This window comes from Microvirga terrae (assembly GCF_013307435.2).
GTDB lineage: Bacteria > Pseudomonadota > Alphaproteobacteria > Rhizobiales > Beijerinckiaceae > Microvirga > Microvirga terrae.
In genome coordinates this window covers 2,583,220-2,607,790 of the sequence record NZ_CP102845.1, presented here as the reverse complement: position 1 = coordinate 2,607,790, position 24,571 = coordinate 2,583,220, and the positions used below count along the sequence as shown (strand labels likewise).

Below are 24,571 nucleotides of genomic sequence, written 5' to 3'. Positions count from 1 at the left end.
TCCTGCTGGTCTTACTGGGTCGCCTGGACCGGACCGCCCGCCACGAGGGCGGTGTAGACTGCGAGCCGCTGTCTCAGGGAAGAGGGCGTCTCGCGATCGGCGGCGATCTGGTCGAACCATCGACCCGCATAATCCATATCACCGGCCTTAAGACCGGATAATCCCAAGAGTTCCCTGGCCGAATGACGCCAGGCGTTGGACGGAGCCGCCAGCGGCTCCACCGCCTGACGCAGGCGCGCCGGTTCGGCGCTGTCGATGCGTAGCCATGCGGCGCGCAGGCGCGCAAGATCCTTCCACAGCGGCGGAACGGACGCCTCGTTGGCGAGCGCGTCGAACGCGGAGGCGCCGTTCTCGGCGTTCTGCTGCCCCAGCTCGGCAGCCAAGCGGAAGCGGGCCAGCATGGCGTAGCCGGTCGCGCCGTCTTCCTTCACGACGTTCTCGAAGGCGGCCTGGGATTCCTGTCCCTTGTCCTCCGACGAGAGGCGCAGGGCCTCCTCGTAGCGCACGGCCGCTTCCTGGGCGCGGGTTTCCTGCGTGTGCTGCCAGAAGCGCCAGCCACCGACGCCCGCCACGATCAAAACCACGACCGCGATGATGATTCCGTTGTAGCGCTGCCAGATCTGGGCGATCCGGTCGCGGCGGTATTCCTCATCGACTTCGCGAATGAACTCGTCGTTCGGGGCCATCGTGTCTCTCATGCGGCTCGGGCAGCCGCCTCCTGCAATCGAAGGAGGTCGCCTAACATAGACGGTCGCACAAGGCGAGAGGCTTCATGCCCGCATGGGCAGGACCGGAACCCCGATCAGCCAGGGATGGAGCCAGAACACGAACGCCAGATACACCGCCGTGCCGATCACCACCGCCAGAACGTCGTTGCGCCATCCGGCCGGGGTCGCCGTGCCTCCGTGCTGGGCCGCCACATCCCGGCGCTTGACGCTGATGCGGGCCAGCACTGCCCAGGCCAGGATGGAGCCGAAGAGCAGGATCGACCCGAGATCCCCGTTGGCGAGAAGATGCGCCAGAGCCCAGATTTTCACGCCCACGAGCATGGGATGCTTCAGTCCCCGCTTGATGCGCCCCGGGAGATAGGCCGCGACGAAGCAGACGAAGGCCACCCAGACAAGGAGCAGGGCGAGATGGCGGGTCCAGACCGGCGGATCCCAGACCGGGACGTACCCGCCCGCGCGATATTGACCATAGCCAACCGAGATCAGCACGATGCCGGCCAGGGAAACGAGGGAGTAGAGGCCCTTGTACGGGCCCTCCCCGATCCTGGCGATCAGGGCAGCCCGCGCGCCTCGTGCCATGCTGAAGGCGTGCATGCCAAGAAAGATCACAAGGCCAAGGATCAGCAGCGTCACAGGAGGTCTCCGGGTTCTAGGAACTTATAGCCATTCCAGTCAGGGAAAACCAAGCCGAAGGCACGGGACGACCGCCATGGGACGAAAAGCCCGGCAGGGGAACCCGCAAGTTTCCTATCATCATCAAACCCTTGGACTGCCTAAACTTTTAACAAGGTGGCCGCTTGCAGCCTGAAAATTTCTCCGCTACGGACGCGTCAAACCTTGCTTTAGACTAAATCGGCACTAGCGACGCCGCCCCAAGTCCGATAGCTAGGCCGCAATATCTCAACAGATTTCAAGGGGGAGACAGGTGACGGCACTTCTTGGGCTATCCCGTGTCATCGACTCGATCAACGAGCGCGTCGGCAAGATCGCCGCCTGGGCCATCGTGGCGGCCGTCCTGGTTTCCGCGATCAATGCCATCATCCGACGCATCTTCGGCGTCTCGTCCAACGCCTGGCTCGAACTGCAATGGTACCTGTTCGGCGCCGTGTTCATGCTCTGCGCGGCCTGGACCCTGAAGGCGAACGAGCACATCCGCATCGACATCGTCTCGAGCCGGCTCTCCAAGCGCGCCCGCGACGGGATCGACATCTTCGGGCACCTGTTCTTCCTGTTTCCCTTCGTGGCGCTGCTGCTCTGGCTGTGCACCCCGTTCTTTCTGAATTCCTACCGCTCCGGCGAGGTCTCGTCCAATGCCGGCGGCCTGCTGATCTGGCCGGCCAAGGGGCTCATCCTGCTCGGCTTCATCTCGATGTTCTTCCAATGGATGAGCGAGCTGATCAAGCGGGTGGCGATCATGAGGGGCGAGCTCGTGGACGAGCACGACAGCGCCGGCCATCACAGTGCCGAAGCGGAGGCCGAGCGCCTGATTCAGGAAATCGGCACCGTCAATACGCCCGGCAAGGGCGGCACGCCGCCCGGCGATGGCGTGAGCTGATCTTCAGGCGCCAAGTCACAGTTTTCCGGAGTTCCCGTCAATGGCTGCATTGATTGCCCAGAACCTCGCGCCGATCATGTTCGCGGCGCTCGTGGTCTTCCTCCTGCTCGGCTATCCGGTCGCTTTCGCCCTTGCGGCGAACGGCCTTCTGTTCTTCTTCATCGCCGTCGAGCTCGCTCCCTACGCGCCGGAGACCATCACCCTGTCCTGGCCGCTCCTCCAGGCGCTGCCCGACCGCATCTTCGGCACCATGTCCAACGAGGTGCTGCTGGCGATCCCGTTCTTCACCTTCATGGGATTGGTGCTCGAACGGTCCGGAATGGCGGAGGACCTGCTCGACACGATCGGCCAGCTTTTCGGCCCCGTGCGCGGCGGGCTCGCCTATGCGGTGATCTTCGTGGGTGCGCTGCTGGCCGCCACCACGGGCGTCGTCGCGGCCTCGGTGATCTCGATGGGCCTGATCTCCCTGCCGATCATGCTGCGCTACGGCTATGACCGCCGTCTTGCCTCGGGCGTGATCGCGGCTTCCGGTACCCTCGCCCAGATCATCCCGCCATCGCTGGTGCTGATCGTCATGGCCGACCAGCTCGGTCGCTCGGTGGGCGACATGTACGAGGGCGCGTTCCTGCCCGGCCTGATCCTGACTGCGCTATACGCCGGATACGTCATGTTCATGTCGATCGTGTACCCGAAATCAGCCCCGGGCCTGCCCCCGGAGGCGATCGGCTACCGCGAGCCCGATGGTGCGCGCGGTGTGTGGCAGCTGGGTATCCTGGTCGTGTTCTCGGGGCTCGTCGGCTATTACGTCCTGTCGCAGACCGGAACCAAGGCCGGCGCCGACTTCGTGATCCTGACGATCTGCGTGGCGACCGTCGTGGCGTTGATCTGCGCGCTCATGAACAGGATGCTGGGCGCCAAGAGGATCGTGGTTTCGGTCATCCTCGCGGCCCTTCTGGCAGGCATTTACGCCTATCTCCACAGTCAGGGCCATGAAAACCTCGCCCTGACCTTCGAAATGATTCTGGCCGGTGTGATCTATGCGCTGATCGTCGGCATCGTCGAGCGCTTCACCGGCCTTCGCCTCATGTCGAACATGGCCCAGCAGGTCACCTTCGTGATGGTGCCCCCGCTCCTGCTCATCTTCCTGGTGCTGGGCACCATCTTCATCGGCCTTGCGACACCGACCGAAGGCGGCGCCATGGGCGCTCTGGGCTCGGTGATCCTGGCCGCCGTCAAGCGCAAGCTCGACAACAACCCTGCCCGCTTCAACTGGACTCTGGTCCGTCAGGCCACGGAGGCCACCGCGAAGCTCTCGGCCTTCGTGCTGTTCATCCTGATCGGTGCGCGCGTGTTCTCGCTCACCTTCTATGGCGTGAACGGCCACATCTGGGTCGAGCACCTGCTCACCTCGCTGCCGGGCGGTCAGGTCGGCTTCCTGGTCTTCGTGAACGTGCTGGTGTTCTTCCTGGCCTTCTTCCTCGACTACTTCGAGCTCGCCTTCATCATCATCCCGCTTCTCGGGCCCGCGGCCGACAAGCTCGGGATCGACCTGATCTGGTTCGGCGTCATCCTGGCCGTGAACATGCAGACTTCGTTCATGCATCCGCCGTTCGGCTTCGCGCTCTTCTTCCTGCGATCGGTGGCTCCGAAGGTGCCGTATATCGACCGCGTGACGGGGCGGAAGATGGATCCCGTGACCACGGGTCAGATCTACTGGGGCGCCGTTCCCTTCGTGGTCATCCAGCTGATCATGGTGGCTATCGTGATCGCCTTTCCGGGCCTCGTCACGCACTACAAGGCGGCCGGTCCCGCGGTCGATCCGGCGGCGGTGCAGCAGAAGCTCGACGAGCTCCTGGTCCCAGGCCTCGGCGCTCCCGGAAGCGAACCAGGCGGCCTGCCCGGCCTGAACTTCGACGAGCCGCCGAAGATCCAATAACGGGCGCTTCGTTCAAACAACAAAGGCGGGCTCCGAAGCCCGCCTTTTTGGTAGCGGGCAAACCGTTGCGGACCGTTCGCCCGTCCCATAAAACCACGGCGCGGCCGAGAAGAAACACGCCGGTCCAAGCGGCGCTTGAGGGGAAACCGAGGATATGCTTCGCACCACGAGCCTGGCGCTGACCGGCGTGTTCACCCTCCTGCCACAGGCGGCCTTTGCGGCCGAGTTCAACGGGGCGAGCCTCGGCTTCGCCTGGGCACTGCCTTTCGCCGGCATCCTTCTCTCCATCGCGCTGTTTCCGCTTATCGCACCCCATGTCTGGGAACACCACCAAGGCAAGATCGCTGCCGCCTGGGGCCTCCTGGTGCTGATCCCCATGGGGATGGTCTTCGGGCCCACGGCGGCAATCCACGCCCTCGCCCACACGGCCCTGCTCGAGTACATTCCCTTCATCCTCCTCCTGCTGGCGCTGTTCACGGTCGCGGGCGGCATTCTCGTGCGCGGCAACATCCACGGGGCACCGGGCACCAACACGATGCTCCTGGGCCTTGGCACCGTTCTGGCGAGCTTCATCGGCACGACCGGCGCCTCCATGGTGATGATCCGCCCGATCATGCGCGCCAACGACGACCGACGGCACAACGTCCACGTGATCGTGTTCTTCATCTTCCTGGTGTCGAACATCGGCGGCTCGCTCACGCCGCTCGGCGACCCGCCGCTGTTCCTGGGTTTCCTGCGCGGGGTCGACTTCTTCTGGACCACCAGGCACCTGCTGCCGGAGACCCTGTTCGCCAGCCTCTTCCTCCTCGCCCTGTTCTTCGTGATCGATCTCGTGGTCTATCGAAAGGAAGGCCGCGTCCGCCCCGATCCGACGCCGGACAATCCCGTACGGGTCACGGGCGGCATCAACTTCCTCCTGATTTTCATTATCATTGCGGCGATCCTGATGAGCGCCACCGCCGACCTCGGCCGCACGACCGTGCTCGGCGTGGAGATCGAGTTCGCCAATGCCCTGCGCGACCTCATCATGGTCGTCGTGACGGTCATCTCCCTGAAGACGACGTCGAAGGCGAACCGGATCGAGAACGGCTTCTCCTGGGGGCCGATCCTGGAGGTGGCAAAGCTCTTCGCCGGCATCTTCATCGCGATCATTCCGGTGCTCGCCATGCTCAAGGCCGGCGCGAATGGGGCTTTCGCACCACTCGTCGCGCTCGTGACCAACCCGGACGGCAGCGCCAACAACGCTGCTTATTTCTGGCTGTCCGGCGGACTCTCTTCGTTCCTGGACAATGCCCCGACCTATCTGGTGTTCTTCGAACTGGCCGGCGGCGATCCCCAGCGGCTCATGACCACTGGGGCGCTGACGCTCTCGGCAATCTCGGCCGGTGCGGTGTTCATGGGCGCGAACTCCTATATCGGTAATGCGCCCAACTTCATGGTCTATGCGATCGCCCGAGAAGGCGGGGTAAAGATGCCAAGCTTCTTCGGTTATCTGCTCTGGTCGGGCGCCATCCTGATTCCGACTTTCCTGCTCCTGACGCTGCTGTTCTTCAGGGGGTGAGCATCGCCGGTGTGGGCCGCTCGGCTATTGCCGCCGGTAGATCCCCGTGAAGGTGACGTTGTGGCCGCCGCACATGGCGTTGTCTCTCACGAGCAGGTAGGAGCCGAGACGGAGAAGCTGGACCCGGCAATCCGCTTCGTCGGCTTCGTCGTATGGCAGGGGGCCGTCCTCTCCCATGCCGAAGGAGAGGATCAGGCCGCGCACCGGCGCCTCCCCGTCGAGTTCACCGATATTGACGGCGCCGCGCGCGACTCGGCCGGGATCGGACGCTCCCCAGGTGGCATTACCCTTGATCGTCAGCGTCCCTTGCGCGCCTGATCCGATCGCGATCGTCTGCTCGGGTCCGCTCTGCCATGTTCCAAGCCAGCCCTGTGGCGCTGCGACGGGTTCCCCCGGCACGACCGACACCGCAGCGCGCGGCAGCCGGCCGTCGGTCACGGCGCCGTTCCGGCCGGCATAGCTGGCGCACAGAAAATCGCCGTTGCCGCCCGAGATCACCACCTCGTCGCCGGGAACGAGGTAGGGCTTGTCCCTGCAGGCGGCGCTGCTGTTGGGGCAGCCCTTCTGAAACACGTCACGCTTCACGAAATTCACTCGCGGCGCGAGAGTGTTGATCCGCCCGAGGTAGACGTCCCGGTTCGCCTCGAGGTCCTTGAGATCGTAGCCGAAGTGGAAACATCCGGCGCTCTCGGCCAGGGCAGGACCGGCCCAGGCGGCCCCTAGAAGCACGGCCGCCGCGATCCTCTTCCCGCGCCTTCGGATCATGACACCTCCCTCAGGAACGCCGCTACCCGATCTGTTCCGCGTAGAGTTCCGGCTTGAAGCCGACGACGACCCGCCCGCCATGGTCGAGCACCGGGCGCTTGATCATCGATGGCTGGTCGAGCATGAGCGCGATCGCCTTGGTCCGTTCGAGGTTCGCCTTGTCGGACTCCGGGAGCTTGCGGAACGTGGTGCCGGCCCGGTTGAGAAGCGACTCCCAGCCCACCTGGGACACCCAGGATTCGAGCCGTGCCCGGTCGATGCCTTCCGCCTTGTAGTCGTGGAAGGCGTAAGGCAAGCCTCTGCCCTCGAGCCAAGCGCGCGCCTTCTTCACCGTGTCGCAGTTCCTGATGCCGTAAAGGGTCGTCGCCATCGGCTCACTCCCACTCGATGGTGCCGGGCGGCTTCGAGGTGATGTCGTAGGTGACGCGGTTGATGCCCTTTACCTCGTTGATGATCCGGGTCGCGACCCGGCCGAGGAAGCCCATGTCGAACGGGTAGAAATCCGCCGTCATGCCGTCGATGGATGTGACGGCGCGCAGCGCGCAGACGTGGTCATAGGTACGCGCATCACCCATGACACCCACGGTCTTCACCGGCAGCAGCACCGCGAAGGCTTGCCAGATCTGGTCGTAGAGGCCGGCATTGCGGATTTCTTCGAGATAGATCGCATCGGCCTTGCGCAGGATGTCGAGCTTCTCACGGGTGATCTCGCCGGGAACCCGGATGGCAAGGCCCGGACCCGGGAACGGGTGCCGGCCCACGAAGGCGTCGGGCAGGCCGAGCTCGCGGCCGAGCACCCTCACCTCGTCCTTGAACAGTTCGCGCAGCGGCTCCACGAGCTTCATCTTCATGCGCTCGGGCAGGCCGCCGACATTGTGGTGGCTCTTGATCGTGACCGAGGGGCCGCCGGTGAAGGATACGCTCTCGATCACGTCCGGGTAGAGCGTGCCCTGCGCCAGGAAGTCGGCTCCCCCGATCTTCTTCGCCTCCTCGTCGAACACGTCGATGAAGAGCCGGCCGATGGTCTTGCGCTTGACCTCGGGGTCCGACACACCTTCCAGGGCTCCGATGAAGAGATCCTGTGCCTGCACGTGGACGAGCGGGATGTTGTAGTGGTCGCGGAAGAGCGTCACCACCTGCTCCGCTTCCGACGCGCGCAGCAGGCCGTGATCGACGAACACGCAGGTGAGCTGGTCGCCGATGGCCTCGTGGATCAGCACCGCCGCGACGGCGGAATCGACGCCCCCGGACAGGCCGCAGATCACCCGGCCGGTGCCGACCTGGGCGCGGATGCGCTCGATCGCCTCCTCGCGGAAGGCCTTCATGGTCCAGTCGCCCTTGCAGCCCGCGATGTCGCGCACGAAGTTGCGGATGAGCTGGGCTCCCTGGGGCGTGTGCACCACCTCGGGATGGAACTGGACGCCGTAGAACCTGTGCCCCTCGTCGGCCACAACCGCGAAAGGTGCGTTCTCGGAGGCCGCCAGGACCTCGAAGCCTTCGGGAAGCCTGGTGACCCGGTCGCCGTGGCTCATCCAGACAGGATATTTCTTGCCGACCTGCCACACACCCTGGAACAGCGGGCTCTCGGTGAGCACCTCGACCTCGGCGCGGCCGAATTCTGAATGGTGCCCGCTCTCGACCTCGCCGCCGAGCTGCGCCGCCATGGTCTGCTGGCCATAGCAGATGCCGAAAACCGGAAGGTCGGTGTCGAACAGCTCCTGAGGGGCCCGGGGCGACATGTCCGACGTGACCGATTCCGGTCCGCCCGAGAGGATCACGCCCTTCGGCTTCATGGTCCGGATCGCCTCGGCGGCCTTCTGGAACGGCACCACCTCCGAGTAGACACCATCCTCGCGCACGCGCCGTGCGATGAGCTGGGTCACCTGGGAGCCGAAATCGACGATGAGGATCTTGTCGTGGGTCTGGGTCATGGCGGGTTCTTACGGCTTTCCGGGTCGTGACGACAATTCAAATATGAGGCTTTTCATGGGTTTCGCACCAGGATCGCAGCATAGAAGCCGTCCGTCCCGGTCCTGAGCGGCGTCAGCTGGAGCCCATGGGCGGTCGCGCGCACGGCCTTCTCGATATGGCCGAGCCGCGAGGCGTCCAGGATCTTGGTCAGCGGCAGAGGCGTGAACCCGTCGTGGCGCTCCATGAACGCCGCCAGGGCATCGTCGTTCTCCTCCGGCAGGATCGAGCAGGTGATGTAGACGATGCGTCCGCCGGGCCTGACGAGCCGTGCCGCCCGGTCGAGGACCGCTTCCTGCTCCTTGCGCCGCACATCCAGGCTGCCGGGGCGCAGGCGCCATTTGGCATCGGGGTTGCGCCGCCAAGTGCCGACGCCTGTGCAGGGCGCGTCCACCACCACGCAGTCGATCTTCCCGTCGAGATCGGTCACCGCATCGGCCTTGGCTCGCGGGGTGCGGACCTGCACGTTGCGGACACCCGCACGGGCGAGCCGGTCGTGGATCGGCGCGAGACGGCGGGCATCGTTGTCGGTGGCGTAGATCTGGCCGTGGTTCTCCATCATGGCCGCGAGCGCCAGGGTCTTGCCGCCGCCACCGGCGCAGAGATCGACCACCTGCTCGCCGGGCTTGACTCCTGCGAGCAGCGCGACGAGTTGCGAGCCCTCGTCCTGGATCTCGATCCAGCCCTTCCGGAACTCCGGTTCGGACTGCACGGCGGGGCCGCGCCCGTCCTCGCCCGGTGCGATGCGCAGGCCCAGGGGCGAGAGCGGGGTCTCGACGGCGCCGAGATGCGGGAGGGCGTCGTGCGCCTCCTCCCGGGAGGAGACCTTCAAGGTGTTCACCCGCAGATCGAGTGGGGCCCGGGCGGTGAGCGCCCTCATCTCGGATATGAGGTCCTCCCCGAACACGCGCTGCAGCGAGAGCTCGATCCAGTCCGGGAAGTCGCCCGCCACAGCGGCCGGCGCACCGCCGAGGTCGGCGCTTTCGAGTCTGACGCTCTCATCGGCGGTCAAGGGTTCGGGGGCGAAACGCTCGCCGGAACACAGAGCCGCCACGGCCGCGGGATCAAGGCCGCGCTGAAGCCTCAACATGCCGAGGACGATGGCCCGGGGCGTCGTCTCTCCCATGATCCAAGCCGCGGAGGCCTTCCGGCGCAAGGCATCGTAGACGAGGCTCGCGATGGCGGCCCGGTCCTTGGAGCCGGCGAAGCGATGGGACAGGCCCCAATCCTTGAGGGCGTCCGTAGCCGGCCGGCGACGGGCCTCGATATCGGCCAGAACCTCGATGGCGGCGGAGATGCGGGCGGCTGGTGTCATCGAAAGAGCACATCCAAGCTTGGCCGTATAAACGACACATTGTTACCTGTTTTTCGTCTCCATCGAGAGTAGATGGTGAGGATGCGTGCATTCCGCACGATTCCTGTTTGGAGCCACTCTCGATGTTGACCCGACTGACCCGCGGCCTGATCGCCGCCGGCCTGACCCTGACGATCGCCGCCTGCGCAACGGCCCCGGCCGCCGATCTCACCCCGCCTCCCGCCAAGGCGATGGACGCCAAGACCCAGCTCGAGAGCGGCCGGAAGTACTGATGCGATCAGCGGGATGGGCGTTGCGCCCATCCCGTCCGCTCGTTCAAATGCCGGCTTCCGCCGCGAAGATGCGGATGCCGAAGATGACCCACATGGCGGCGAGGATCAGCACGCCGACTACGAAGGCCATGAACCGATGGGAGAGTTTGTTCGACGTCGTGTGGATGGCCGCGTGAACCAGACGGCTCGTCACGAACATCCAGGACATGACCACGAACAGCATGTCGGCCTTGCGGGTGATGAGCGCCAGCGTCACCAGCACGTAGAACAGGACCGGAAGCTCGAACTGGTTGTGATACGAGTTCTGGATCTGCAGGATGCGGCTCGGCCAGTTGCGCTCGCCCAGAGCGATGTCCTTCACCTGCACCTCCCCGGAGCGCAGATGCCCGACCCGGGACCGTCCGAGCCAGAGAAGGAGCAGGAAGGTGAGCCCGACCTGGACGAGGACGGGCAGGATGACGGAACTGATGCTCATGGACACTCGCTCGGCTGAAGCTTAGCTGCGAGTCGGGTAATTAGGGCTTTCCCTCGTTATCGTCACGTCGTGAACGTGGCTCTCGCGCAAGCCCGCGCTCGTGATGCGGATGAAGCGGGCCTTCTCCTGGAACTCCGGCAGGGTCGCGGCCCCGACATAGCCCATGGAAGCGCGCAGGCCGCCGGTAAGCTGGTGCAGCACCGCCGAGACCGGGCCCTTATAGGCAACCTGGCCCTCGATGCCCTCCGGAACGAGCTTGAGGGTATCGCGCACTTCGGCCTGGAAGTAGCGGTCCGCTGAGCCGCGGGCCATGGCTCCGACCGACCCCATGCCGCGGTAGGACTTGTAGGAGCGGCCCTGGTAGAGGAACACCTCGCCGGGGGTCTCGTCTGTGCCGGCGAGCAGCGAGCCAACCATGGCGCAGGAGGCGCCGGCTGCGAGCGCCTTGGCGAGGTCGCCCGAGAACTTGATACCGCCGTCGGCGATTACCGGAACATCCGCCTGGGACGCCGCCTCGACCGCCTCCATGATGGCGGTGAGCTGGGGCACACCGACGCCCGCCACGATCCGGGTGGTGCAGATGGAGCCAGGCCCGATGCCGACCTTGATCGCATCGGCGCCGGCGTCGATCAGGGCCTGGGCCCCTTCCCGCGTCGCGACGTTTCCGGCCACGACCTGGACGGCGTTGGAAAGCTTCTTCACGCGGGTGACGCTCTCCAGCACCTTGACGGAATGGCCGTGAGCGGTGTCGACCACGACCACGTCGCAACCCGCATCGATGAGGCGCTCGGCCCGCTCGAAGCCCTGCTCGCCGGTCGTGGTGGCGGCGGCCACGAGGAGACGGCCCTGCGCGTCCTTGGCGGCGTTCGGATAGGCGACCTGCTTCTCAATGTCCTTCACGGTGATGAGGCCGATGCAGCGGTAATGATCGTCGACGACCAGGAGCTTCTCGATGCGGAACTGGTGCAGGAGGCGGCGCGCCTCATCCTGGCTCACGCCCTCGCGAACGGTGATCAGGCGGTCCTTGGTCATCAGCTCGGAGATCGGCTGGCCAGGGTTGTTGGCGAAACGCACGTCTCGGTTGGTCAGGATGCCGACGAGCTTCCCCTTGGTCCCGTTCGGTCCGCGCTCGACCACCGGGATGCCCGAGATGCCGTGATGCTTCATCATTGCGAGGGCATCGGCCAGCGTCTCGTCCGGGTGGATCGTGATCGGGTTCATCACCATGCCCGACTCGTAGCGCTTGACCAGGCGGACCTGCTCGGCCTGGGCTTCCGGCTCCAGGTTGCGGTGGATTACGCCGAGGCCGCCGTTTTGGGCCATGGCGATGGCCATGCGGGCTTCCGTGACCGTGTCCATGGCGGACGCGATGATCGGCATGTTCAGGCGGATGGTCCGGGTCAGCCGGGTCGCCACGTCCACGTCGCCGGGCAGGACTTCGGAGCGGCCTGGCCGGAGGAGTACGTCATCGAAGGTCAGTCCTTCGATGAACTTATCGGCGAATACAGAGGCCATGACCAACTCCTTCAAGGGTGCGGATATGAGAGAATAACGCTTTGGCGAGTTGGCACGGGTCCGTAGCACGGGCTTGTCAATTCGCAAAGGGTCGAAGAGGCGCTTCCCCCGTAGACCTGCTCTGCGCCTTTTTGCCCTTTGCAACGGGGTTGCCGGACGCTAAGTCCTGCGAGTCATGCGTCCGTCCCGCCTTCTCCCGCTGATCATCGCGACCGCCCTGTTCATGGAGAACACGGATTCGACCGTCATCTCCACGTCGCTGCCGATGATCGCGCAGAGCCTGGGGACGGACCCGATCGCCCTCAAGCTCGCTCTGACCTCCTATCTGGTGAGCCTTGCGATCTTCATCCCGATCTCCGGCTGGATGGCCGACAAGTACGGGGCCCGGACGATCTTCACCGCGGCCATCGGGGTGTTCATGGCGGGCTCTCTTGCCTGCGCGGGCGCCAATTCCTTGGAATGGTTCGTGATCGCCCGGTTCATCCAGGGGGCCGGCGGCGCCATGATGGTTCCCGTGGGGCGCCTCGTTCTGCTGCGCAGCGTCGCCCGTAGCGAGGTGGTTCAGGCGCTCGCGACCCTGACGATCCCAGCCCTCGTCGGCCCCATCGTGGGCCCGCCGCTCGGCGGCTTCATCACCACCTATTTCGACTGGCGGTGGATCTTCTTCATCAACATCCCGATCGGCATCCTCGGCATCGTCCTGGCCACGATCTACGTGCCGAACATCAAGGAGGAGGACACGCCGCCGCTCGACGTGATCGGCTTCCTGCTCTCAGGCTTCGGGTTCGCCCTGCTCATGCTCGGCTTCGCCTCGGGCGGCCGGCATCTCATTCCGGCCGAAATCTCGACCGGCTGTGTGGTGATCGGCGCGATCTGCCTCGTCCTCTACGTCGTCCACGCCAAGCGCACCCCGTACCCGGTGCTGCATCTCGGCCTCCTGAAGATCCCGACCTTCCGCATCAGCGTGGTCGGCGGGTTCCTGTTCCGGGTCGGCATCGGGGCGATCCCGTTCCTGCTGCCGCTGATGCTCCAGGTGGGCTTCGGCCTCAGCCCCCTGGCATCCGGATCGCTCACCTTCATCGCGGCGGTCGGCGCCCTGTTCATGAAGACCATGGCGAAACGCATCCTGGAGCGGACGGGATTTCGCCGGCTTCTGATCATCAACGCCTTCATCGGGGCGGCTTTCGTCGCCGCCAACGGCTTCTTCACGCCGGAGACGCCGCACTGGCTGATCATGATCATCCTGCTGGTCGGCGGCTGCTTCCGGTCGCTCCAGTTCACCAGCCTCAACGCCATCGGGTATGCGGAGATCTCCAACCGGGAGATGAGCTATGCCACGAGCCTGTCCAGCGCCCTCCAGCAGGTTTCGCTGAGCATCGGCGTCGCATTCGGGGCCTTCGTGCTGGAGACGGCGGCCAGCCTCGACGGTGACGCTACGATCACGGCGGCCGATTTCGGCCCGGCGTTCTGGGCCGTCGCGACCGTGTCGGCTCTAGCCGGCTTCGTCTTCATCGGCCTCGCGCCGACGGCCGGCGCCGAGATGTCGGGACACAGGATTGTGAAGGAAAAACCTGCCTCCACTGGCCTCGGTGACGGTATGTCGGGACGCTAGGCCGCGCTACCTTCCGGCTGGGAATAAACGCACCGGCCCAATCCGGTGCTTCGGGAGGCCCGCATGGATCAACGCATCATCGATCTCTACGACGACTTCACGCATGGCGGCATGAACCGCCGCAACTTTCTCGACAAGCTCGCAGCGCTGGCCGGCAGCACCGCCGCCGCGACGACCCTCCTGTCGGTCCTGCAGAGCAATTACGCGAAGGCCCAGACCGTCGAGGAGAGCGATCCGCGGATCACCACGGAGACCGTGGATATCCCCGGCGTTCCAGGGCTGAAGGGCTATCTTGTCAGGCCGAAGGACAGTGCGGGCAAGCTGCCGACCGTGATCGTCATCCATGAGAACCGCGGCCTCAACCCTCACATCAAGGACGTGACCCGTCGCGTCGCCACCCAGGGCTTCGTGGCGCTCGGCCTCGACTATCTGTCGCCCATGGGCGGAACGCCGGCCGACGAGGACAAGGGCCGCGAGATGATCGGCCAGTTGAAGCAGCCGGACGTGATCGCCTCCGGAAAGGCGGCGGTCGCGTACCTGAAAGGACGTCCGGACGGCAATGGCAAGGTCGGAGCCATCGGCTTCTGCTGGGGCGGCGGCGCGGTGAACAACCTGGCGGTGAACGAGCCGAACCTCAATGCGGGCGTTGCCTATTACGGCGGGCAGCCCAAGGCGGAGGACGTGCCGAAGATCAATGCCGGCATGATGCTGCATTACGGCGGGATGGACGAGCGCATTAATGCCGGCATCCCGGCCTACGAGGCAGCCCTGAAGCAGGCGGGCAAGACCTACGAGATCTACGTCTACGAGGGCGCCAACCACGCCTTCAACAACGACACCGGCGCTGCCCGCTACAACAAGGAGGCCGCCGATCTTGCCTGGAGCCGGACGATCGGGTTCCTGAAGAAGACTTTGGCTTGAGGGGTGCCGCGGCAGCGTCGGCTCGGATTGGGCGGTTCCCTGCCTCGTCACCACCGGCCTCGTGCCGGTGATCCCGTTACGGGAGGGCGCAACGCTTCTCCCATCGGGATGGCCGGGACAGGCCCGGCCATGACGGCGTGGAGTTAATCCTGGAACGGCTCGACCTGAACCCGCCTGCCGATCATAAAGGCGTCGCCCACGAGGCGGAACGGAGCGTCGTCGACCTCGGACTGGCGGGCGTTCAGCAATTCGTCGAAGCGACGGTAGATTCCTTGGTATTCCGCGGACTCCTCCTGCACCACCTGCCGGCCGCCGATTTCCAGGCAGCTGCCGCCATGGCTGAGTTTGAGGTTCAGGCCCGCTTCCGTCTCGACCTCGATGTCCCAGGTCTGCGGCCCGGTCTGGCGCCAGTCGAACACCGCCTGCAGGTCGCCTTGTCCGTGGCTCATGGAGAACGTCAGATGGGCGGCGATCGGCGCATCGCGGTTGGCAGGAAATTCGAGTTCCGATGCCTTGATGAAGACCGGCTCGGGCATGATGCGGGTGACGATGGAGAGCGCGTTGATCCCGGGATCGAACACGCCGAATCCGCCCGCCTGCCAGATCCATTGCTGGCCCGGATGCCAGTGCCGCACGTCCTCCTTCCAGGTCACCAGAAGGCGCTTGATCGTCCAGCCGGCGAGCGCCTTCTTGGCCTCCTCGACGGCTTTGTTGTACTGGGCGTGCCAAGTGGTGAACACGACCTTCCCCACCTTGGCGGCGAGCTCCTTGAGATCCTCGAGCTCGCTCAAGGTGGCGGCCGGCGGTTTTTCGAGCAGCACGCTCTTGCCGGCGAGAAGCGCCTCGCGGGCGATCTGGTGTCGGACCTGAGGCGGCGTGCAGATCGACACCGCCTCCACCTCGGGGATCTTCAGGAGGTCCCGGTAATCCTGAAAGCTGTATTTCGCCTCGTCCGGCTGCAGCCCGCGCTGGCTCGCAACCGCCAGGAGTTCGAAGTCCGGGTTGGCCTTGATGACCGGCAGATGCTGATCCTGCGCGATCTTGCCGAGGCCGATGATGCCGATCTGGTGCGCTGCCATGGTCGTGTCCTTTGCAAAATCAGGCCTCGTGGCGAGCCCCGTCAGGCGCCCGGTGTCTCGTCGGCCCGCCCCCGGAAACCGGTCGCCATCACGTAGAGTTCCGCCGAGTCGGCTCGGCTCGCCGCCGGCTTCACGTGGCGCACCACGGCGAAGTCGCGCTTGAGATCGGCCAGCAGCTGGTTCTCGGTGCCCCCCTGGAACACCTTGGCCACGAAGGCGCCGCCCGGCGCCAGGATCTCGCGGGCGAAATAGATCGCGGCCTCCGCCAGGCCGATGATGCGCAGGTGATCGGTCTTCTTGTGGCCGGTTGTATTGGCCGCCATGTCGGACATGACGATGTCGGCCGGACCGCCGAGCATCTCGATCAGCCGGCCGGGAGCGCTCTCGTCCAGGAAGTCGAGCTGGATGAACTCGACCCCCGGCATGGGATCGATCGGCAGGAGATCGATGCCGACCACCTTGCCCTTCGGGCCGACCTTCGTGGCGGCGATCTGCGACCAGCCGCCGGGCGCGGCACCGAGGTCGACGATCCGCTGACCGGGCTTGAGGAGATGATACTTCTCGTCGATCTCCAGCAGCTTGAAGGCCGCGCGCGAGCGATAACCTTCGCGCTTGGCGCGCGCGACATAAGGGTCGTTGAGCTGGCGTTCGAGCCACTTCTGAGACGAGAGCGTCCGCTTGTGGGCGGTTTTTACGCGCTGCTTGAGATTGCGGGCCCCGGATCCCGTTTTCGCGCTCACCGCTGGCCCCCTCGCCACACGAAATCCTCTCGCATCATCTTCATCAGGATTCCTTCGCGCAATCCGCGATCCGCAATGCGCAGGCGCTCCGACGGGAAAGCCCGGCGGATTGCTTCCAATATGGCGCAGCCCGCGAGAACCAGATCGGCGCGCTCCTTGCCGATGCAGGGATTCTCTGCCCGCTGCGTAAAATCCGAATGCAGCAAACGCTGCATCACTGTCGAGATCTCGCCGTTGCGCATCCACATTCCGTCCACGCGGCGCCGGTCGTAGCGCGCGAGTCCCAAATGAATGCCCCCGACCGTGGTGACGGTTCCCGAGGTCCCGAGAAGATGGAAATTGCGGGCCCGTCCCGCCTGTGCTGCCACAAGGGCGAAATCGAGCAGAAGGTCGGACACCTCCTCGACCATTCCCTCGAAGGTCTCGGGCGTGACATCGATGCCGCCCCAGCGCTCGGCCAGGGTCACCACGCCCACGGGGAGCGAGTCCCAGGCGCGGATCCGCTTGCAGGGATCGGCGAAGGCGTGCGGCGCCTGCCCGTCGAGCCAGGCGATTTCCGTCGACCCACCACCGATGTCGAAGATGATGACGGAATGCGCCTTGGGATCGACCAGGGATGCGCATCCGGTCACGGCCAGATAGGCTTCGGTCTTGCGATCGACGATCTCGAGCTCCAGGTCGAGTTCGTCGCGCACACGGCCGATGAAGGACGGCCCGTTCTCGGCGAGACGGCAGGCCTCCGTGGCGACGAGGCGCGCCCGCGTGACGTCCTTCGCGGCCATCTTCTCACGGCACACGCGCAGGGCGTCGATCGTGCGGGCAATCGCGTCGTCACTAAGGCGGTTGCCGAGGCCGAGACCTTCGCCGAGCCGGACGAGGCGGGAGAACGCGTCGACAACCCGAAAGCCGAAATGTGCAGGTTCCGCAATGAGAAGGCGGCAGTTGTTCGTGCCGAGATCGAGCGCAGCATAGCTTTTGGAAGACCGCCGGCGAGGATCCGTCCGCGTCGGCGCGGGACGCTCCGCGACCAAGGAGGCGCCGTTTGCGGACCCGTTCAGCGGATCCGCATGTCGGTCTCCTGGTTCTGCTGTCGCGTCCACTTTGACGGTCAAAACGAATCCCCGGGCATCCCGATCGGACGCCGCATTTGACCAAGAGAGTAACCATCGCCGTGCGGTCCTGCCAAGGGCAAGCGCCGCAGATTGTACCCTACCTCTTCCGGGACGGTCAGAGCCGGAACCCCTTGAAGCGCTCCGTGAGCCCCTTCAAGACATCGGCCCCGACATTGGCGATGGCAACGCGCAGATGCTCTTCCTGCCCGGGCCCGAAATAACTCCCCGGCAGGCACAAAACCCCTCTCTCCGTCGCGAGCTTCTCCGCAACCTGCTGGGCCTTGGCCTGCGGGAACGGGTGGCGCAGATAGGCGAAATAAGCTCCCACCGAGTCGATCGTCCATTCCGGCAGTGGAGCGAGCGCCTCCTGAAAAACCTGTGCACGCCGGTTGATCTCGGCCCGGTTGTCCTCGCGCCAGTCGTGCAAGGCGTCGATGGCCCAGGGCAGTGCAGCCTGGGCGGTTCGAGGTGCACAGATCTGGATGCAGTCGAGGATCTTGGCGATCTGCTCGATGAGCGCCGCATCGGCCGTGACGGCTCCGGTGCGGTGCCCCGGGATCGCGTAGGATTTCGAGAAGGAATAGAGCTGAACAACCGTCTTGCGCCATTCCTCGCCAATGAACAGACCGTGCGCCCGGTTCATGCCCTGCGGCAGGAAGTCCCGGTAAGTCTCGTCGATCACGAGATAAATGCCACGTCTGGCGCAGAGCTGAGCGAAGGCCTCGATCACGTGGGCGGGATAGACGGCCCCTGTGGGATTGTTGGGGGTGACGAGAACGATGGCCCGGACTTTCTCGTCGATCAGAGGTTCCGCATCTTCCACGCGGGGCACGAACCCATGGTCCGCCCGGCACGGCAGCGGGCGCGGCTCGATGCCGAGCATGTCGAGGGTCATCTGGTGGTTGAAGTACCAGGGCGTCGGCAGCAATACCGCTTCGCCGCGATGCGCGAGCAGCATCATGGCGGCGAAGAACGCCATGTTGCAGCCGGCGGTCACCGCCGTGTCCTCGGGCCCGATCCGGCCCTCGTACAAGCGGGACAGATCCGCCGCGTAGGCCTGACGCAGATCCGCATCCCCATTGATCGGACCATATTGCGAGCCTGCCGCAGAGCCCGCGGCAGCGCCCATCCGGGCGAGCAGATCGGCATGGGGCGGGTTGCCCGGAACGGCCTGCGAGAGGTTGATCAGCGGGCCGAGGGAGCCGTCATAGCGCTTGGTCCAGGCCTGAGCTTCGGGAATCGGAGGAGAGCCGACATCGGCAACAAGAGGGTTGATGGGGTTCGCGAGACCGCGCGTCATGAAACCATCCGCTTCCGACATAAGAGAAAAGGGCAGGACGTCCGGCGAGCCTTCCACCGAAACCTCCTGCCCTTCAAGACCTGATTGTTCCGTCGGCCCTCGAGGCCGGCACAAGACCGGTGACGAGGGCTCGGGCCGTCAGTCCTTCGCACGCTCCACGTAGGAGCCGTCTTCCGTCATGATCACGACGCGGGTGCCGGCCGTGATGTGGGGCGGCACCAGGGTGCGCACGCCGTTAGACAGCATGGCGGGCTTGTAGGACGACGACGCGGTCTGGCCTTTCACCACCGGCTCCGTGTCGGTGATCTCGAGGGTGACGCGGGCCGGCAGTTCGATGGCGATCGCCACGCCGTTATGGGTCGAGAGCATCACGGCCATGCCTTCCTGAAGATAGGCCTTCTGGTCGCCGATGATGTCCTCGGGCACGGTCACCTGGTCGTAGGTTTCCGGGTTCATGAAATGGAAGCCCTCGCCGTCCTCGTAGAGGAAGGTGTGCTCGCGGTCTTCCACGAAGGCACGCTCGACCTGCTCGGTGGTTCGGTAGCGCTCGGACACCTTCACGCCGTCGGAGATGCGGCGCATGTCGAGCTGGGTGACCGGCGTACCCTTGCCGGGGTGGATGTTCTGAGCGGTGAGAACCACATAGAGCCTGCCGTCCATGTCGACGACGTTGCCTTTGCGGAGCGTTGAGGCGATGACCTTCACGGGAAGCTTTCCTTGTGACAGATAGGGGCGCGTCATGAGGGTCGGGTCGCCGAGCCTTCAGGAGCACCGAAAACGGTTTTCCGAGCCGCAGTAGCCTATCTTCGCGCAAATCGCCAGTCCGACCTTGATGAGCCCTTTGGAATGGATCGACCCGTACCTTCCCCCTCCCCCTGGTGGACGCCCCACGTCCATGCGGACCGCCGGCCCTTCCTTTTAAGCAGGAACCGGATCCAGGCTGGGCTCCGGGCGTTCTTCGCCTCACGGGACTTCGTGGAGGTCGATACGGCCACGCTCCAGACCTCTCCTGGCAACGAGGCGCATCTTCACGCCTTCGCCACGGAGGCCGTCGGGCTCGACGGCTCGCGGGCCCCCCTTTACCTGCATACCTCGCCGGAATTCGCCTGCAAGAAGCTCCTGGCGGCCGGCGAGACCCGCATCGCCTGCTTCGCCCATGTCTACCGCAATCGGGAGCGCGGCCCCCTGCACCACCCCGAATTCACCATGCTCGAATGGTACCGTGCGGGCGAGAGCTATGAGGCTCTCATGCGAGACTGCGCCGAGATCCTGCGTCTGGCAGCGGAAACCGCCGGCACCCGCAGCCTCGCTTGGCGGGGCCGCGAGACTGATCCGTTCAAGGAGCCGGAGCGCCTGAGCGTGGCCGAGGCGTTCGACCGCTTTGCCGGAATCGACCTCCTCGCCTCCATCGACCCGCAGGGCGCGACGGATCGGGACCATCTGGCCGCAAGCCTGGAGGCGGCGCGAATCCGGGTGGCCGAGGACGACACCTGGTCGGACCTGTTCAGTCGCGTCATCGTGGAACGAGTGGAGCCCAATCTCGGACTCGGTCGCGCCACGATCCTGGACGAGTACCCGGTCGCGGAAGCAGCCCTTGCCCGCCCGACTGCCCGCGACCCGCGGGTGGCGGAGAGGTTCGAGCTCTATGCCTGCGGGGTCGAGCTCGCCAACGCCTTCGGCGAGCTCACGGATGCAGCCGAACAGCGGCGGCGCTTCGAGGCCGAAATGGCGGAAAAGACGCGGATTTACGGGGAAAACTATCCGGTGGACGAAGATTTCCTGGCGGCACTGGCCCGGATGCCCGAGGCGAGCGGCATCGCGCTCGGCTTCGACCGCCTTGTGATGCTCGCCACCGGCGCCGCGCGCATCGACCAGGTGCTCTGGGCACCCGTGCCGGAGACAAGCCAATGAACGCGATCCGCCCCATCCGTACCCCTGTCGAACTCAGCGAGGCGGGCCTGGTCGGGCCCGAAGAGCGCGCGGGGATCGAAGCCGTGGCCGAGCGCTACGCGGTCGCGATCAGCCCCGCCATGGCAAGACTGATCGACCGGAACGATCCGAATGACCCGATCGCCCGTCAGTTCGTGCCGGATGCAGCCGAATTGACGATCCTGCCGGAAGAGCGCGCCGATCCCATCGGCGATCTCCCGCACAGTCCCGTGGAAGGCATCGTTCACCGCTACCCGGATCGGGTCCTGCTCAAGGCCGTCCATGTCTGCCCGGTTTATTGCCGATTCTGCTTCCGCCGCGAGATGGTCGGGCCGCAGGGGCTCGGCACCCTGTCGCCGGACGCCATGGACAGAGCCTTCGCCTATATCGCCGGTCACCCGGAGATCTGGGAAGTAATCCTGACCGGGGGAGATCCGCTGGTTCTCGCGCCTCGTCGTCTCGCGGAAATCATGGAGCGGCTTGCCGCCATCGATCACGTGAAGATCGTTCGTTTCCACACCCGGGTCCCCGTGGTGGAGCCGGAGCGGATTGACGATGCCCTGATCGCGGCTCTGACGGCCAGCGGCAAGACAGCCTACGTGGCCCTTCACGCCAACCATCCGCGCGAGTTGACGGACGATGCGCGGACCGCCTGCGCGCGGCTCGTCGATTCAGGCATCGTCATGATCAGCCAGTCCGTCCTGCTGAAGGGCGTCAACGACGATCCCGACACGCTCGCGGCCCTCATGCGCGCCTTCGTGGAAACGCGGGTGAAGCCTTATTACCTGCATCATCCGGACCTTGCTCCCGGGACGAGCCACTTCCGCCTGACGATCGAGGAAGGCCGGGCTCTCGTCGCTGGTCTGCGCGGGCGGATCTCGGGATTGTGCCAGCCGACCTATATCCTCGACATTCCGGGCGGCCACGGCAAGGCGGTCATCGGTCCCGATGCGATCCGGGGCACTGAGGGCTGCTACTCGGTCTCAGACTACAGGGGCCGCGAGCACGCCTATCCGCCTGAGAAATAACATAAGTTAACTCATATACTTAGCGCAGGACATTCGGGAACATTGCCCGCCAGGCAGACTTTGACTGGTGCCCTCGCGCACCCTTACCTAGCCCTGTCGGAAGAGGATTGTTCATGCGCTTCATTCCAACCCGTATCCATGGCGCCATCGACTACCTGACCGGGCTCGCCCTGATCATGGCGCCGTTCGTGCTGGGCTTCGCCGACAACGGGCCGGCCCAATGGGTGCCGATGATCCTTGGAGCCGCCATCCTGATCACGAGCCTCATGACCGACTTCGAACTGTCCTTGGGACGCCTCATCCCCATGCGGGCTCATCTGGGGGTCGATGCGGCCGGCGGCCTGCTGCTGGCCGCCTCCCCCTGGCTCTTCGGCTTCGCGGATCAGGTGCACTGGCCCCATGTCATCGTCGGACTGTTCGAGATCGCCGTCGCCCTGACGACGATCCCCGTCTCCGGCTCGGCCGAGATCGGTGTGGGCCGCGACTACGGTTGAGAACCCTTTCGACCATCGCGGGAGGACCCTGGCGGGAAAGTGCGCTAGGATCGCCTTGAAGCAGGATCATCGGAACCTGCCGGAGGCGGAGCCCGACGATGGCGAACGATGCGGTCAAGCCGGCCGAGGAGCCCCAGCGCGTCGATTCCACCTTCCGCAACGGCTCGATCACGGCGATCGGCGTGGTGGTCGGCTTCTCCCTGAGCTTCCTGAGTCGCTGGTCGGCGCTGCCGGGTGATTGGGCCAATTCAGACTTGGTATCGGTCGCGCTGATCACGATGGGCTTGGCCCTTCAGGTCAAAGCCCTGGCCGATCTGCTCCTGGTGTCGTCGCTCCAGCTCAAGCGGTACAACCGCTCGGTTCGGTTCTTCCTCACAGGGCTCAGCCTCGTCGGCCTGGGCGTGGTGCTCGCTGTCTTCGCCGACCTCCTCGGGTTCGGCGGCATCGTCCTTCAGGGATGACGCCGAGCACACCATACCCGCCCAGCGGGCCGCATCAGCGAAAAGTCGGTCCATTTTTCGGTCTGCTGCTCTAGTCGAAGCCCGGCTTGCCGCTGCGCCCTTTCTTGATCTCGGACCGCCGCCCTTTCGCCTCGAGCCTGCGCTTCTTCGAGGCCAGGGTCGGACGGGTGGGCCGGCGCGGCTTGGGGCGCTCCGTTGCCTGCCGGATCAGTTCGACCAGGCGCGCGAGTGCATCCTCACGGTTGCGGTCCTGACTGCGGAAGCGCTGTGCCGTGATCACGAGAACGCCGTCATTCGTCACGCGCCTGCCGGCAAGTCGCTCCAGCTTCTCCTTTACGAAATCCGGCAGCGAAGGGGAGTTACGGACATCGAATCGCAACTGGACGGCCGTCTCGACCTTGTTGACGTTCTGGCCTCCTGGTCCTGAGGCGCGAATGAAGCTCTCCTGAAGCTCCGCCTCGTCGAGGGCGATGGAATTCGTCACCTGGATCATCAAAGGCCTCGGTCCGGACGGATTTAAGACAAGTGGAGCATCAGAGCGTAATTCCAATGCAAGCTTATCCGGCGCTTGTCGATGGGCTCGGGACGTCTTAAGCGCCTCATACACCCCGCTTTTCCGGATCATATGATCCGGCCTCTCCCGTGGCTCTCCATGTCCGCCATCCTCGCCAGCCTGATCCCCACCTTCCTGATCATCGCCACCGGATGGCTCTGCCGGGCGACGAGTTTCGTCAGCGAGCAGCACTGGTCTGGTCTCGAGCGGGTCACCTATGTGATCTTTTTCCCGGCCCTTATCATCGATACCCTCTCCCGGGCCGATCTGACCTCGGTGCCCGTCCTCGGCGTCGGCGGTGCGTTGATCGGCGCCATTCTGACCATGGCCGTGCTGGTGCTCGGGTTGCGGCCCATCCTCGAACGCAGACTCAAGATCGACGGACCGAGCTTCACGTCGATCTTCCAGGGAGCAACCCGCTGGAACACCTTCGTCGGGCTGGCGGTCGCCGGAAGCCTCTATGGCCAGCGGGGGATCGCCCTGATCGCCGTCGCCATCGCGGCCATGGTGCCGCTCCTCAACCTGCTGGCCTTCTACGTCTTCATCCGCTTCGCCGGCAGGCCCAAGCAAAGTCCATGGGACATTCTCCGCTCGTTCGTGACCAATCCGTTCATCTGGTCCTGCGCCATCGGCCTATTGCTGAACGTCCTGGCGCCGCCACTGCCTAAGCCTCTGGCCGCCTACATCGACGTCATGGGACGCGCGGCGCTCGCGGCCGGTCTGATGATCGTTGGCGCGGGTCTTGACATCCGCAGGCTCGCCCGCCCAGGGGTCCCCCACCTGCTGACAGCCGGTCTCAAGCTCGTTCTGATGCCTGTGATGGCCGTCGCCTACGCGGGTCTCATCGGCGTGGAAGGCAACGACCTGACCGTGACGATCGTCGCAGCATCCGTACCCTCGGCCAGCGCCGCGTTCGTGCTGGCACGCCAGATGGGCGGCAATGCGGGTCTCATGGCCGAGATCCTCACCCTGCAAACCGTGTTGGCTCTGATCTCGATGCCACTTCTGATCTCAGTGTTCAGCTAATTATACAACTTGTGGCTTAACTAAATGGCCTTGTCTTATTTTTAGTTGTGCTGCTATCTAGAGGAATTGAAACAAAGAGACAGCGTCGGCATCGATGTCCAAACCTCCGCACCGATCTCTCAAAGCTCCCCTGGCGGATGAACAGCACGGGAACCGGGCAGCCGATGCGGGCCGTCTAGACACGTCGGTAATGGAGACGGCTCAGTACATTTCGGAATTCTCTGCC

The 24,571-nt window shown here is 65.0% G+C and carries 25 protein-coding genes; 11 read left to right on the top strand and 14 right to left on the bottom strand.

The features are described 5' to 3' along the window. Positions 1 to 11: 11 nt before the first annotated feature. Together HPT29_RS12370 and HPT29_RS12365 are read right to left on the bottom strand one after the other, a co-directional pair. Positions 12 to 686, bottom strand: coding sequence for a tetratricopeptide repeat protein (locus tag HPT29_RS12370; protein ID WP_173950426.1), 675 nt, complete (start codon positions 684 to 686; stop codon positions 12 to 14). Positions 687 to 770: 84 nt separating this feature from the next. Continuing rightward, a complete protein-coding gene (locus HPT29_RS12365; protein ID WP_173950425.1) occupies positions 771 to 1,361 on the bottom strand; it encodes an NnrU family protein in 591 nt (196 codons plus the stop codon). 292 nt (positions 1,362 to 1,653) lie between these two features. Between HPT29_RS12365 and HPT29_RS12360 the strand changes: the two genes are divergently transcribed. The 3 genes from HPT29_RS12360 (at position 1,654) to HPT29_RS12350 (ending at position 5,780) form a co-directional block, all read left to right on the top strand. Further along, positions 1,654 to 2,283, top strand: coding sequence for a TRAP transporter small permease subunit (locus HPT29_RS12360; RefSeq protein ID WP_173950424.1), 630 nt, complete (start codon positions 1,654 to 1,656; stop codon positions 2,281 to 2,283). 40 nt (positions 2,284 to 2,323) lie between these two features. Further along, positions 2,324 to 4,219, top strand: coding sequence for a TRAP transporter large permease (locus tag HPT29_RS12355; RefSeq protein ID WP_173950423.1), 1,896 nt, complete (start codon positions 2,324 to 2,326; stop codon positions 4,217 to 4,219). A 154-nt stretch (positions 4,220 to 4,373) separates the two neighbouring features. Further along, the gene (locus HPT29_RS12350) at positions 4,374 to 5,780 is read left to right on the top strand and encodes a sodium:proton antiporter (RefSeq protein WP_173950422.1); all 1,407 of its coding nucleotides are present in this window, start codon (positions 4,374 to 4,376) and stop codon (positions 5,778 to 5,780) included. A gap of 24 nt (positions 5,781 to 5,804) precedes the next feature. On the opposite strand, the gene HPT29_RS12345 is transcribed toward HPT29_RS12350, so the two are convergent. From HPT29_RS12345 to HPT29_RS12330, 4 genes are read right to left on the bottom strand one after another with little or no spacing between them, the layout of a single operon-like run. Continuing rightward, entirely contained in the window at positions 5,805 to 6,545 is a 741-nt protein-coding gene (locus tag HPT29_RS12345) for a hypothetical protein (protein WP_173950421.1), read from the bottom strand. Between the two features lie 22 nt (positions 6,546 to 6,567). Next, positions 6,568 to 6,915, bottom strand: coding sequence for an ArsC family reductase (locus HPT29_RS12340; RefSeq protein WP_173950420.1), 348 nt, complete (start codon positions 6,913 to 6,915; stop codon positions 6,568 to 6,570). 4 nt (positions 6,916 to 6,919) lie between these two features. After that, on the bottom strand, positions 6,920 to 8,476 hold the full coding sequence (gene guaA, locus HPT29_RS12335; RefSeq protein WP_173950419.1) for a glutamine-hydrolyzing GMP synthase: 1,557 nt from the start codon (positions 8,474 to 8,476) through the stop codon (positions 6,920 to 6,922). Between the two features lie 53 nt (positions 8,477 to 8,529). Continuing rightward, positions 8,530 to 9,828: an RsmB/NOP family class I SAM-dependent RNA methyltransferase gene (locus tag HPT29_RS12330; RefSeq protein ID WP_173950418.1), complete on the bottom strand. Its 1,299-nt coding sequence runs from the start codon at positions 9,826 to 9,828 to the stop codon at positions 8,530 to 8,532. Positions 9,829 to 9,950: 122 nt separating this feature from the next. Here HPT29_RS12330 and HPT29_RS12325 point away from each other — a divergent pair, with 122 nt between their 5' ends. Continuing rightward, positions 9,951 to 10,100, top strand: coding sequence for a hypothetical protein (locus HPT29_RS12325; RefSeq protein ID WP_173950417.1), 150 nt, complete (start codon positions 9,951 to 9,953; stop codon positions 10,098 to 10,100). Between the two features lie 43 nt (positions 10,101 to 10,143). Here the strand turns inward: HPT29_RS12325 and HPT29_RS12320 are convergent, their stop codons facing one another. Both HPT29_RS12320 and guaB read right to left on the bottom strand, forming a co-directional pair. Further along, complete coding sequence (locus HPT29_RS12320; RefSeq protein ID WP_173950416.1) at positions 10,144 to 10,575, bottom strand: MAPEG family protein; 432 nt, start codon at positions 10,573 to 10,575, stop codon at positions 10,144 to 10,146. A 21-nt stretch (positions 10,576 to 10,596) separates the two neighbouring features. Further along, a complete protein-coding gene (gene guaB, locus HPT29_RS12315; RefSeq protein WP_173950415.1) occupies positions 10,597 to 12,090 on the bottom strand; it encodes an IMP dehydrogenase in 1,494 nt (497 codons plus the stop codon). Between the two features lie 175 nt (positions 12,091 to 12,265). Here guaB and HPT29_RS12310 point away from each other — a divergent pair, with 175 nt between their 5' ends. Beyond that, positions 12,266 to 13,702 carry a DHA2 family efflux MFS transporter permease subunit gene (locus HPT29_RS12310; protein WP_173950414.1) on the top strand — a complete coding sequence of 479 codons (1,437 nt, stop codon included), beginning with the start codon at positions 12,266 to 12,268 and terminating at the stop codon, positions 13,700 to 13,702. Positions 13,703 to 13,765: 63 nt separating this feature from the next. After that, on the top strand, positions 13,766 to 14,623 hold the full coding sequence (locus HPT29_RS12305; RefSeq protein WP_173950413.1) for a dienelactone hydrolase family protein: 858 nt from the start codon (positions 13,766 to 13,768) through the stop codon (positions 14,621 to 14,623). 143 nt (positions 14,624 to 14,766) lie between these two features. Here HPT29_RS12305 and HPT29_RS12300 read toward each other — a convergent pair whose 3' ends face one another. From HPT29_RS12300 to efp, 5 genes are all read right to left on the bottom strand, one after another. After that, on the bottom strand, positions 14,767 to 15,702 hold the full coding sequence (locus tag HPT29_RS12300) for a Gfo/Idh/MocA family protein (RefSeq protein ID WP_173950412.1): 936 nt from the start codon (positions 15,700 to 15,702) through the stop codon (positions 14,767 to 14,769). Positions 15,703 to 15,743: 41 nt separating this feature from the next. Continuing rightward, complete coding sequence (locus tag HPT29_RS12295) at positions 15,744 to 16,442, bottom strand: RlmE family RNA methyltransferase (RefSeq protein WP_173950411.1); 699 nt, start codon at positions 16,440 to 16,442, stop codon at positions 15,744 to 15,746. Next, complete coding sequence (locus HPT29_RS12290; RefSeq protein ID WP_210272489.1) at positions 16,439 to 17,554, bottom strand: Ppx/GppA phosphatase family protein; 1,116 nt, start codon at positions 17,552 to 17,554, stop codon at positions 16,439 to 16,441. The genes HPT29_RS12295 and HPT29_RS12290 overlap by 4 nt, the downstream gene beginning before the upstream one ends. A 115-nt stretch (positions 17,555 to 17,669) precedes the next feature. Next, positions 17,670 to 18,854 (bottom strand): aminotransferase, encoded by a 1,185-nt coding sequence (locus HPT29_RS12285; protein ID WP_173950410.1) that lies wholly within the window; start codon positions 18,852 to 18,854, stop codon positions 17,670 to 17,672. A gap of 138 nt (positions 18,855 to 18,992) precedes the next feature. Continuing rightward, positions 18,993 to 19,595: an elongation factor P gene (gene efp / locus HPT29_RS12280; protein WP_173950409.1), complete on the bottom strand. Its 603-nt coding sequence runs from the start codon at positions 19,593 to 19,595 to the stop codon at positions 18,993 to 18,995. Between the two features lie 105 nt (positions 19,596 to 19,700). Here efp and epmA point away from each other — a divergent pair, with 105 nt between their 5' ends. From epmA to HPT29_RS12260, 4 genes are all read left to right on the top strand, one after another. Then, complete coding sequence (epmA, locus tag HPT29_RS12275) at positions 19,701 to 20,765, top strand: EF-P lysine aminoacylase EpmA (protein ID WP_173950408.1); 1,065 nt, start codon at positions 19,701 to 19,703, stop codon at positions 20,763 to 20,765. Continuing rightward, positions 20,762 to 21,811 carry a lysine-2,3-aminomutase-like protein gene (locus HPT29_RS12270; protein ID WP_173950407.1) on the top strand — a complete coding sequence of 350 codons (1,050 nt, stop codon included), beginning with the start codon at positions 20,762 to 20,764 and terminating at the stop codon, positions 21,809 to 21,811. The genes epmA and HPT29_RS12270 overlap by 4 nt, the downstream gene beginning before the upstream one ends. A gap of 113 nt (positions 21,812 to 21,924) precedes the next feature. Continuing rightward, the gene (locus HPT29_RS12265; protein ID WP_173950406.1) at positions 21,925 to 22,305 is read left to right on the top strand and encodes an SPW repeat domain-containing protein; all 381 of its coding nucleotides are present in this window, start codon (positions 21,925 to 21,927) and stop codon (positions 22,303 to 22,305) included. A gap of 98 nt (positions 22,306 to 22,403) precedes the next feature. After that, entirely contained in the window at positions 22,404 to 22,766 is a 363-nt protein-coding gene (locus HPT29_RS12260; RefSeq protein WP_173950405.1) for a hypothetical protein, read from the top strand. Positions 22,767 to 22,836: 70 nt separating this feature from the next. Here HPT29_RS12260 and arfB read toward each other — a convergent pair whose 3' ends face one another. Continuing rightward, a complete protein-coding gene (gene arfB, locus HPT29_RS12255; RefSeq protein WP_173950404.1) occupies positions 22,837 to 23,259 on the bottom strand; it encodes an alternative ribosome rescue aminoacyl-tRNA hydrolase ArfB in 423 nt (140 codons plus the stop codon). Between the two features lie 159 nt (positions 23,260 to 23,418). On the opposite strand from arfB, the gene HPT29_RS12250 reads away from it, so the two are divergent. Then, the gene (locus HPT29_RS12250; protein ID WP_173950403.1) at positions 23,419 to 24,345 is read left to right on the top strand and encodes an AEC family transporter; all 927 of its coding nucleotides are present in this window, start codon (positions 23,419 to 23,421) and stop codon (positions 24,343 to 24,345) included. The last annotated feature ends 226 nt before the right edge of the window (positions 24,346 to 24,571 follow it).

What these genes read in the sequence shown, in the direction of transcription:
- HPT29_RS12370 (WP_173950426.1), bottom strand. Translation starts at nt 686, where the DNA reads ATGGCCCCGAACGACGAGTTCATTCGCGAAGTCGATGAGGAATACCGC.
- HPT29_RS12355 (WP_173950423.1), top strand. Translation starts at nt 2,324, where the DNA reads ATGGCTGCATTGATTGCCCAGAACCTCGCGCCGATCATGTTCGCGGCG.
- HPT29_RS12350 (WP_173950422.1), top strand. Translation starts at nt 4,374, where the DNA reads ATGCTTCGCACCACGAGCCTGGCGCTGACCGGCGTGTTCACCCTCCTG.
- HPT29_RS12345 (WP_173950421.1), bottom strand. Translation starts at nt 6,545, where the DNA reads ATGATCCGAAGGCGCGGGAAGAGGATCGCGGCGGCCGTGCTTCTAGGG.
- HPT29_RS12340 (WP_173950420.1), bottom strand. Translation starts at nt 6,915, where the DNA reads ATGGCGACGACCCTTTACGGCATCAGGAACTGCGACACGGTGAAGAAG.
- guaA (WP_173950419.1), bottom strand. Translation starts at nt 8,476, where the DNA reads ATGACCCAGACCCACGACAAGATCCTCATCGTCGATTTCGGCTCCCAG.
- HPT29_RS12330 (WP_173950418.1), bottom strand. Translation starts at nt 9,828, where the DNA reads ATGACACCAGCCGCCCGCATCTCCGCCGCCATCGAGGTTCTGGCCGAT.
- HPT29_RS12325 (WP_173950417.1), top strand. Translation starts at nt 9,951, where the DNA reads ATGTTGACCCGACTGACCCGCGGCCTGATCGCCGCCGGCCTGACCCTG.
- HPT29_RS12320 (WP_173950416.1), bottom strand. Translation starts at nt 10,575, where the DNA reads ATGAGCATCAGTTCCGTCATCCTGCCCGTCCTCGTCCAGGTCGGGCTC.
- guaB (WP_173950415.1), bottom strand. Translation starts at nt 12,090, where the DNA reads ATGGCCTCTGTATTCGCCGATAAGTTCATCGAAGGACTGACCTTCGAT.
- HPT29_RS12310 (WP_173950414.1), top strand. Translation starts at nt 12,266, where the DNA reads ATGCGTCCGTCCCGCCTTCTCCCGCTGATCATCGCGACCGCCCTGTTC.
- HPT29_RS12305 (WP_173950413.1), top strand. Translation starts at nt 13,766, where the DNA reads ATGGATCAACGCATCATCGATCTCTACGACGACTTCACGCATGGCGGC.
- HPT29_RS12300 (WP_173950412.1), bottom strand. Translation starts at nt 15,702, where the DNA reads ATGGCAGCGCACCAGATCGGCATCATCGGCCTCGGCAAGATCGCGCAG.
- HPT29_RS12285 (WP_173950410.1), bottom strand. Translation starts at nt 18,854, where the DNA reads ATGACGCGCGGTCTCGCGAACCCCATCAACCCTCTTGTTGCCGATGTC.
- efp (WP_173950409.1), bottom strand. Translation starts at nt 19,595, where the DNA reads ATGACGCGCCCCTATCTGTCACAAGGAAAGCTTCCCGTGAAGGTCATC.
- epmA (WP_173950408.1), top strand. Translation starts at nt 19,701, where the DNA reads ATGGATCGACCCGTACCTTCCCCCTCCCCCTGGTGGACGCCCCACGTC.
- HPT29_RS12270 (WP_173950407.1), top strand. Translation starts at nt 20,762, where the DNA reads ATGAACGCGATCCGCCCCATCCGTACCCCTGTCGAACTCAGCGAGGCG.
- HPT29_RS12265 (WP_173950406.1), top strand. Translation starts at nt 21,925, where the DNA reads ATGCGCTTCATTCCAACCCGTATCCATGGCGCCATCGACTACCTGACC.
- HPT29_RS12260 (WP_173950405.1), top strand. Translation starts at nt 22,404, where the DNA reads ATGGCGAACGATGCGGTCAAGCCGGCCGAGGAGCCCCAGCGCGTCGAT.
- arfB (WP_173950404.1), bottom strand. Translation starts at nt 23,259, where the DNA reads ATGATCCAGGTGACGAATTCCATCGCCCTCGACGAGGCGGAGCTTCAG.
- HPT29_RS12250 (WP_173950403.1), top strand. Translation starts at nt 23,419, where the DNA reads ATGTCCGCCATCCTCGCCAGCCTGATCCCCACCTTCCTGATCATCGCC.